Below are 5,516 nucleotides of genomic sequence, written 5' to 3' on the forward strand. Positions count from 1 at the left end.
TCGCCTCAATCATGCTTCGCTACTGGACGGCGGCCTGCTCAGCGGCGCCCGCTTCCGGCGCTTTGCCCACAATGATGCCGATGCCTTGAGCCGTCAGCTGCAGCGTAGCGATGCCCGTCGCAAACTGGTGGTGGCCGATGGCATCTTCAGCATGGATGGTGATGAAGCGCCGCTGGCGGCCTACGCCGATGCCTGCGAAGCTCACGATGCCTGGCTGATGGTGGACGATGCCCACGGCCTTGGCGTGCTCGACCCGCAGGGACGCGGGTCCTTGTTTGCCCAGGGCGTTAACCCGCGTACCCAGATCCTCATGGCAACGCTTGGCAAGGGGCTGGGTACTGGCGGCGCTTTTGTGGCTGGCAGCCATGACTTGATCGAAACCCTGATACAGTTTGCCCGCACGTTTATCTATACCACCGCCATGCCGGCCGCGGTGGCGGCGGCCACACGGGTCAGTCTCCACAAATCCCGTGAGGAAAACTGGCGCAGGGAGAAGCTGGCAGAACTGATTGCCCGTTTTCGACAGGGTGCCAGTGAACTGGGCTACACCCTGATGCCGTCGCGCACACCGATCCAGCCACTACTGATCGGCAGTGATGCCGAGGCCATGGCGCTCAGTGGTGCGCTCCGGGAAAAGGGGCTGTTGATCACGGCCATTCGTCCGCCCACGGTGCCGGAAGGCGAAGCGCGCTTGCGGGTGACACTGTCGGCCGCCCATGAGCTTAAGGATGTGGATGCACTGCTGCTGGCGCTGGATCAGGTCGGACGCCGAAAGCCGGACGTCTGACGCCCCAAAATGCCTGCCTGTTTTGTTTCTGTCGTCAGGCTACCGACGTCAGACCTATGACCAAAGGAATTTCCATGCCCAAACTGATTCCCTTTCACAATACCTACAAAGCCACGGGTGTGAATGATGACGAGGCGCAGGACATCGTTCTGATTCATGGCTGGGGACTGCATGCCATTGTCTTTGACGACATTGTGCCGGCCTTGCTGGAACGGTTCCGGGTCACCGTGGTGGACCTGCCCGGTATGGGGCAGAGCCCCATGCCCAGCGGGGACTACACCCTGGATTTTCTCGCCGATGAAGTGCTGGCGATCATGCCCGACAAGGCCCACGTGCTGGGTTGGTCGCTGGGCGGGCTGGTGGCGTTGGCCATGGCCGACAAAGCCGCGCAAAGGGTGCAGTCGGTAGTCACGGTGGCTACCTCGCCGCGGTTTACGGCCGGTGAGGGCTGGGATACGGCCATGCGGCCGGACATTCTTGGCAAGTTTGCGGAAATGTTCGACGAAGATAATGAAGGCACGTTGGTGCGTTTTCTCGCATTAAACTGCAAGGGTAGTGCGGCCATGCGCGAGGATACGGCGCGGCTTAAGGAAATCCTTTATTTCTGTGGATTGCCCGCGCCGAAAGCCTTGCGCAGCGGTCTCGACATTCTGCGCGAGGCAGACATGCGAACCGTGTTGCCGGAACTGGCCATGCCGGTGTTGATGGTTTTTGGCGAGAACGATCATATCGTCCCGGCGGCGGCCATGACCGCCAGTGAACCACTGATTCACAGCGGCCGCACTGCCTTGATTGAGCAGGTGGCTCATGTGCCTTTCCTGTCGGCACCGGAGACGTTTACGAGAGCGGTTTATGACTTCTATCGCGAATATCAACTGGTCGCTTGAGATGGCTGCGTCCGCTCTGGATAAACATGCGGTCAGCGACCACTTCAGCCGGGCGGCGCGCAGCTATGACGAGCATGCCATTTTGCAGCTGGCAGTGGGGCGTTCGCTGGTGCAGCGGTTGCCGCAACGGTTGCGGGTGAATGCGGCGCTGGACCTGGGATGCGCCACGGCACCTTTTGCCCGGGCCCAGCAGCAGGTGTTGCCGGAGGCTCATTGGCAGGCGGTGGACCTGTCGCGTGCCATGCTGCACGAAGCTGCAGAACGTGGGCGGTTTAATGAGCGCTATCTGCCTCTCTGTGCGGATGCGGAACAGTTGCCAGTAAGCGATACCTCCCAGGGGTTGGTATTCAGTTGCTTTGCCCTGCAATGGTGTGATCTCCATGCGGTCCTGAAAGAGGTTAGCCGGGTGCTGTCCCCTGGCGGACGCTTGTTGCTGGCGGTGCCGTTGGCAGGTTCCCTGCAGGAATTGCAGCAGAGCTGGCAGGCGGTTAATCGCCGCCCCCACGTGAATGCCTTGCCGGGTTTTGACGACTGGCAGAGCGCCGCCCTGCTGGCGGGCTTTGTTGATGCAGAGTTGCAGCAACAGGTGATGGTGGAATATTACGATTCGGTCAAGGCCATCGCTCGCCGCCTGAAGGCCACCGGCGCGGATCATGTCAGCGGCGCCTCCGGTCTTACCGGCAAAAATGCCTGGCAGGCCATGGTGAAAGAATACGAAACCCGGCGAACAGAACAGGGTTTGCCGCTAACCTGGAATGTGTTGTTTCTGGAAGCGGAAAAAACACAGTAACGAGTCGCTAGGAGCGAGTTGCGAAAGGCAAAACCGTTTTATTCTTTTCGAAACTCGAAACTCGGCGTAATCCAGATCAAGCCCCTGAAACCAGAAGACGAAAACAGATATGTCCGATCAAAAACCACCGCTCCCCGCCCTCAAGGGTATCTTCTTTGTCACCGGCACCGACACCGAAGTCGGCAAGACCTGGGTAAGCTGTCGCTTGTTGGAGCGGGCCCGGGAAGCCGGGTTGAGTTGCTATGGACTCAAGCCGGTTGCGGCGGGCTGTGATGAAACCCCTGACGGTTGGCGCAATGAAGACGCCTTGCAGTTGATGGCGGCCAGCTCGGTGAAGCTGCCCTATGAAACCGTGAACCCGGTGGCCTTCAAGGCGCCGGTCGCACCGCATATCGCGGCGCAGCAGGAGGGTAAAACGATCAACCTTTCCCGGCTTGCGGGATATGTGCGTGGTGCCTTGAGTGCCCACCCGGCGGATCTGATATTGATTGAAGGGGCTGGTGGTTGGCGCGTGCCGCTGAATGATCGGGAAATGTTGTCCGGGCTGGCAAAGGAGCTGGACGTGCCGGTGATCCAGGTTGTTGGCATGAAGCTGGGGTGTATCAATCACGCCTTGCTGACCGCAGAGGCCATTGAAAAGGATGGCCTGCGGTACGCCGGCACCATGGCCAATTGTTTTGGTGAGATGGCGGTGCAGGAAGAAAATTTGCTCACCCTGCGTCAGCATTTGCCGGGGGCGTTTGCGCTGGTCTGACCGGCACAATCACTGAAATTTCCTGCTACTTTCCTCGTTTTGTCATCTTTAACTGGGCGGTTACAGGGGGCTACATAGCACTACAGTGCGACTACCCAAGGCCCACTGTTTCCGTGCAATTTCCTGCCTAATCTTGACGTGCTGTTGCCGTAGGGCGATGGCCTTTATGGTTAGGGGGAATCTTCATGGATCGCAAACGACGTACCCTGGTGCAGGCGCTGGGCGCGAGTGGCGCGCTGTCACTGGCGGGTTGTGGTGGGGGTGGCAGCTCTTCAGCTGCGCCGCCGGCCAATACGCCTACACCCAGTCAGCCGGACGAACCGGATACGCCGGACGCCTTGCCTGGCGTTTCGTTTCTGCACGGTGTGGCATCCGGGGATCCACTGTCTGACCGGGTCATTCTCTGGACCCGCGTCACTGTGGATCGGGATAGCGGTGAGGATGTGGCCGTCACTGTTACGGTGGCCCGCGACCTGGCCATGCAGCAGACTGTGGCCAGCTATACCGCCACCGCCAGTGCGTCCAGCGACTACTGCGTGAAACTGGATGCCACCGGTCTGCAACCGGACAGCTGGTATTACTATCAGTTTTCGGTGGGTGACCAGCGCTCGCCGGTGGGCCGGACACGCACCTTCCCCGCATCGGAAACCTTTATCGACCGGGCCCGCTTTGCGGTGGTTTCCTGCTCCAACTATCCCTACGGATTTTTCTCCGTCTACCGGGCCGTGGCCAATCATGCGGATCTGGATTTTGTCTTGCACCTTGGTGATTACCTGTACGAGTACGGGGCCGGTGAGTACGGTGAGTTCCCCGAGCGCGATCCGCAGCCTCCCCATGAAATGATCACCCTGGCGGATTATCGCCAACGTCATGCGCAGTATAAAACCGACGAAGATCTGCAAGCGGTGCATCAGCAATTCCCGATGATTGCGGTCTGGGATGACCACGAATCCACCGACAACAGCTACCGTGACGGGGCGGGTAATCATGACCCGCTGACCGAAGGGGACTGGACTGCCCGCAAACAGATTTCCCAGCAAGCCTATTTCGAATGGTTGCCGATCCGCCCCCGTGAGCCGGGTAATCACAGCGTGATCTACCGCAACTTTGCCTTCGGTGACCTGATTGATCTGACCATGCTGGATACCCGGCTGGAAGGTCGCGATGAGCAGTTGACCATACCCGCCGATCCGGGCCGTAACGACGAAGATCGACACCTGATCAGTGAGCAGCAGATGGATTTTCTGCTCAACAGTTTGAGTGAATCGAACAGCCAGTGGCGTTTCATTGGCCAGCAGGTGATGTTTGCGCAACTCAATATTGCCGAGATTCCTTCGCTGAGCGAACGCCATGTGCAACTGCGCGGCAATCTGTCTGCCATCAACATGGATCAGTGGGATGGCTACGCGGCGGATCGGTTGAAAATTCTGAACCACATCGACGATAACGATATCGACAATGTGGTGATTCTCACCGGTGATATCCACACCTCCTGGGCCAGCGAAATTTACCGCAATCCAGGCACCCTGTTGGGTGATCTTTTTGATAAAGCGTTAGCAGCGGAGTTTGTCACCCCCGCGGTGACCAGCCCCGGTTTTCCGGAAGGCGTGGCAGAGCTTGCCGGCGTGGCGATTCCCGTGGCCAATCCGCATATCCGTTATGTGGAAGCCAAATCCCGCGGCTTCATTCTGGTGGACGTCACCCGCCAGCGTGCCCAGGGTGAGTTCTATTATGCGCAAAGCATTGAGTCCTACGATTTGCGTGGACAGATCAATAACACAAAAACCAAGGTGGTGACGGTAAAAAGTGGCGACAGTCGTATTATCGAAGATCAGCCATTATCCCGACCGCGCACGTTGCGCACCGCATTTTCCCATCCCCCCGTGCTGAATACTGAAGAGGTGATCTCATGAACGCTTACTGGAAACTGTTACCCCTGGTGGCGGCGATTACCCTGACGGCCTGTGGTGGCGGAAGCTCCTCCGGTGGTGGCGTGAATGCCGGTGCCGATGGCGGCAATGTGGAAACGCCCAATGGCCCTGGTGATGGTGGTGAAGGGGAAGGAGACGGAGAGCCGGATGAGGGCGGCGGCGGTGAAACCGGCGCTAACCCGCCAGCGGCGGTACGCTTTATTGTGATCGGCGATTCCGGTAGCGGCTCTGCCGGTCAATATGCCGTGGGGCAGGCGATAGCCGATGTCTGTGACGGCAAGGATGAATTTGTCGGTGACATGGCCTTTGCAGGGTGCGATCTGGTGGTCGGGCTGGGCGACAACATTTATGAGTCCGGGGTCACCAG

At 59.0% G+C, this 5,516-nt stretch carries 5 protein-coding genes and 1 pseudogene; all 6 read left to right on the plus strand.

Features of this window, described 5'->3' with window-relative positions; all coding sequences use genetic code 11:
• On the plus strand, positions 1–787 hold a 787-nt coding region (locus tag A3754_RS20570; protein ID WP_063521174.1), incomplete at its 5' end, for an aminotransferase class I/II-fold pyridoxal phosphate-dependent enzyme.
• Between the two features lie 74 nt (positions 788–861).
• On the plus strand, positions 862–1,674 hold the full coding sequence (gene bioH / locus A3754_RS20575) for a pimeloyl-ACP methyl ester esterase BioH (protein ID WP_063521175.1): 813 nt from the start codon (positions 862–864) through the stop codon (positions 1,672–1,674).
• Positions 1,640–2,464 (plus strand): malonyl-ACP O-methyltransferase BioC, encoded by an 825-nt coding sequence (bioC, locus tag A3754_RS20580; protein WP_063521176.1) that lies wholly within the window; start codon positions 1,640–1,642, stop codon positions 2,462–2,464. The genes bioH and bioC overlap by 35 nt, the downstream gene beginning before the upstream one ends.
• Before the next feature lie 109 nt (positions 2,465–2,573).
• Positions 2,574–3,218, plus strand: a complete 645-nt coding sequence (gene bioD, locus A3754_RS20585) for a dethiobiotin synthase (protein WP_063521177.1) — start codon at positions 2,574–2,576, stop codon at positions 3,216–3,218.
• 185 nt (positions 3,219–3,403) lie between these two features.
• A complete protein-coding gene (locus A3754_RS20590) occupies positions 3,404–5,131 on the plus strand; it encodes an alkaline phosphatase (protein ID WP_063521178.1) in 1,728 nt (575 codons plus the stop codon).
• Positions 5,128–5,516, plus strand: a pseudogene (locus A3754_RS20595) (serine/threonine protein phosphatase); the annotation flags it as partial. The gene A3754_RS20590 and the pseudogene A3754_RS20595, both read left to right, overlap by 4 nt.

Source organism: Alcanivorax sp. HI0083, from assembly GCF_001635175.1.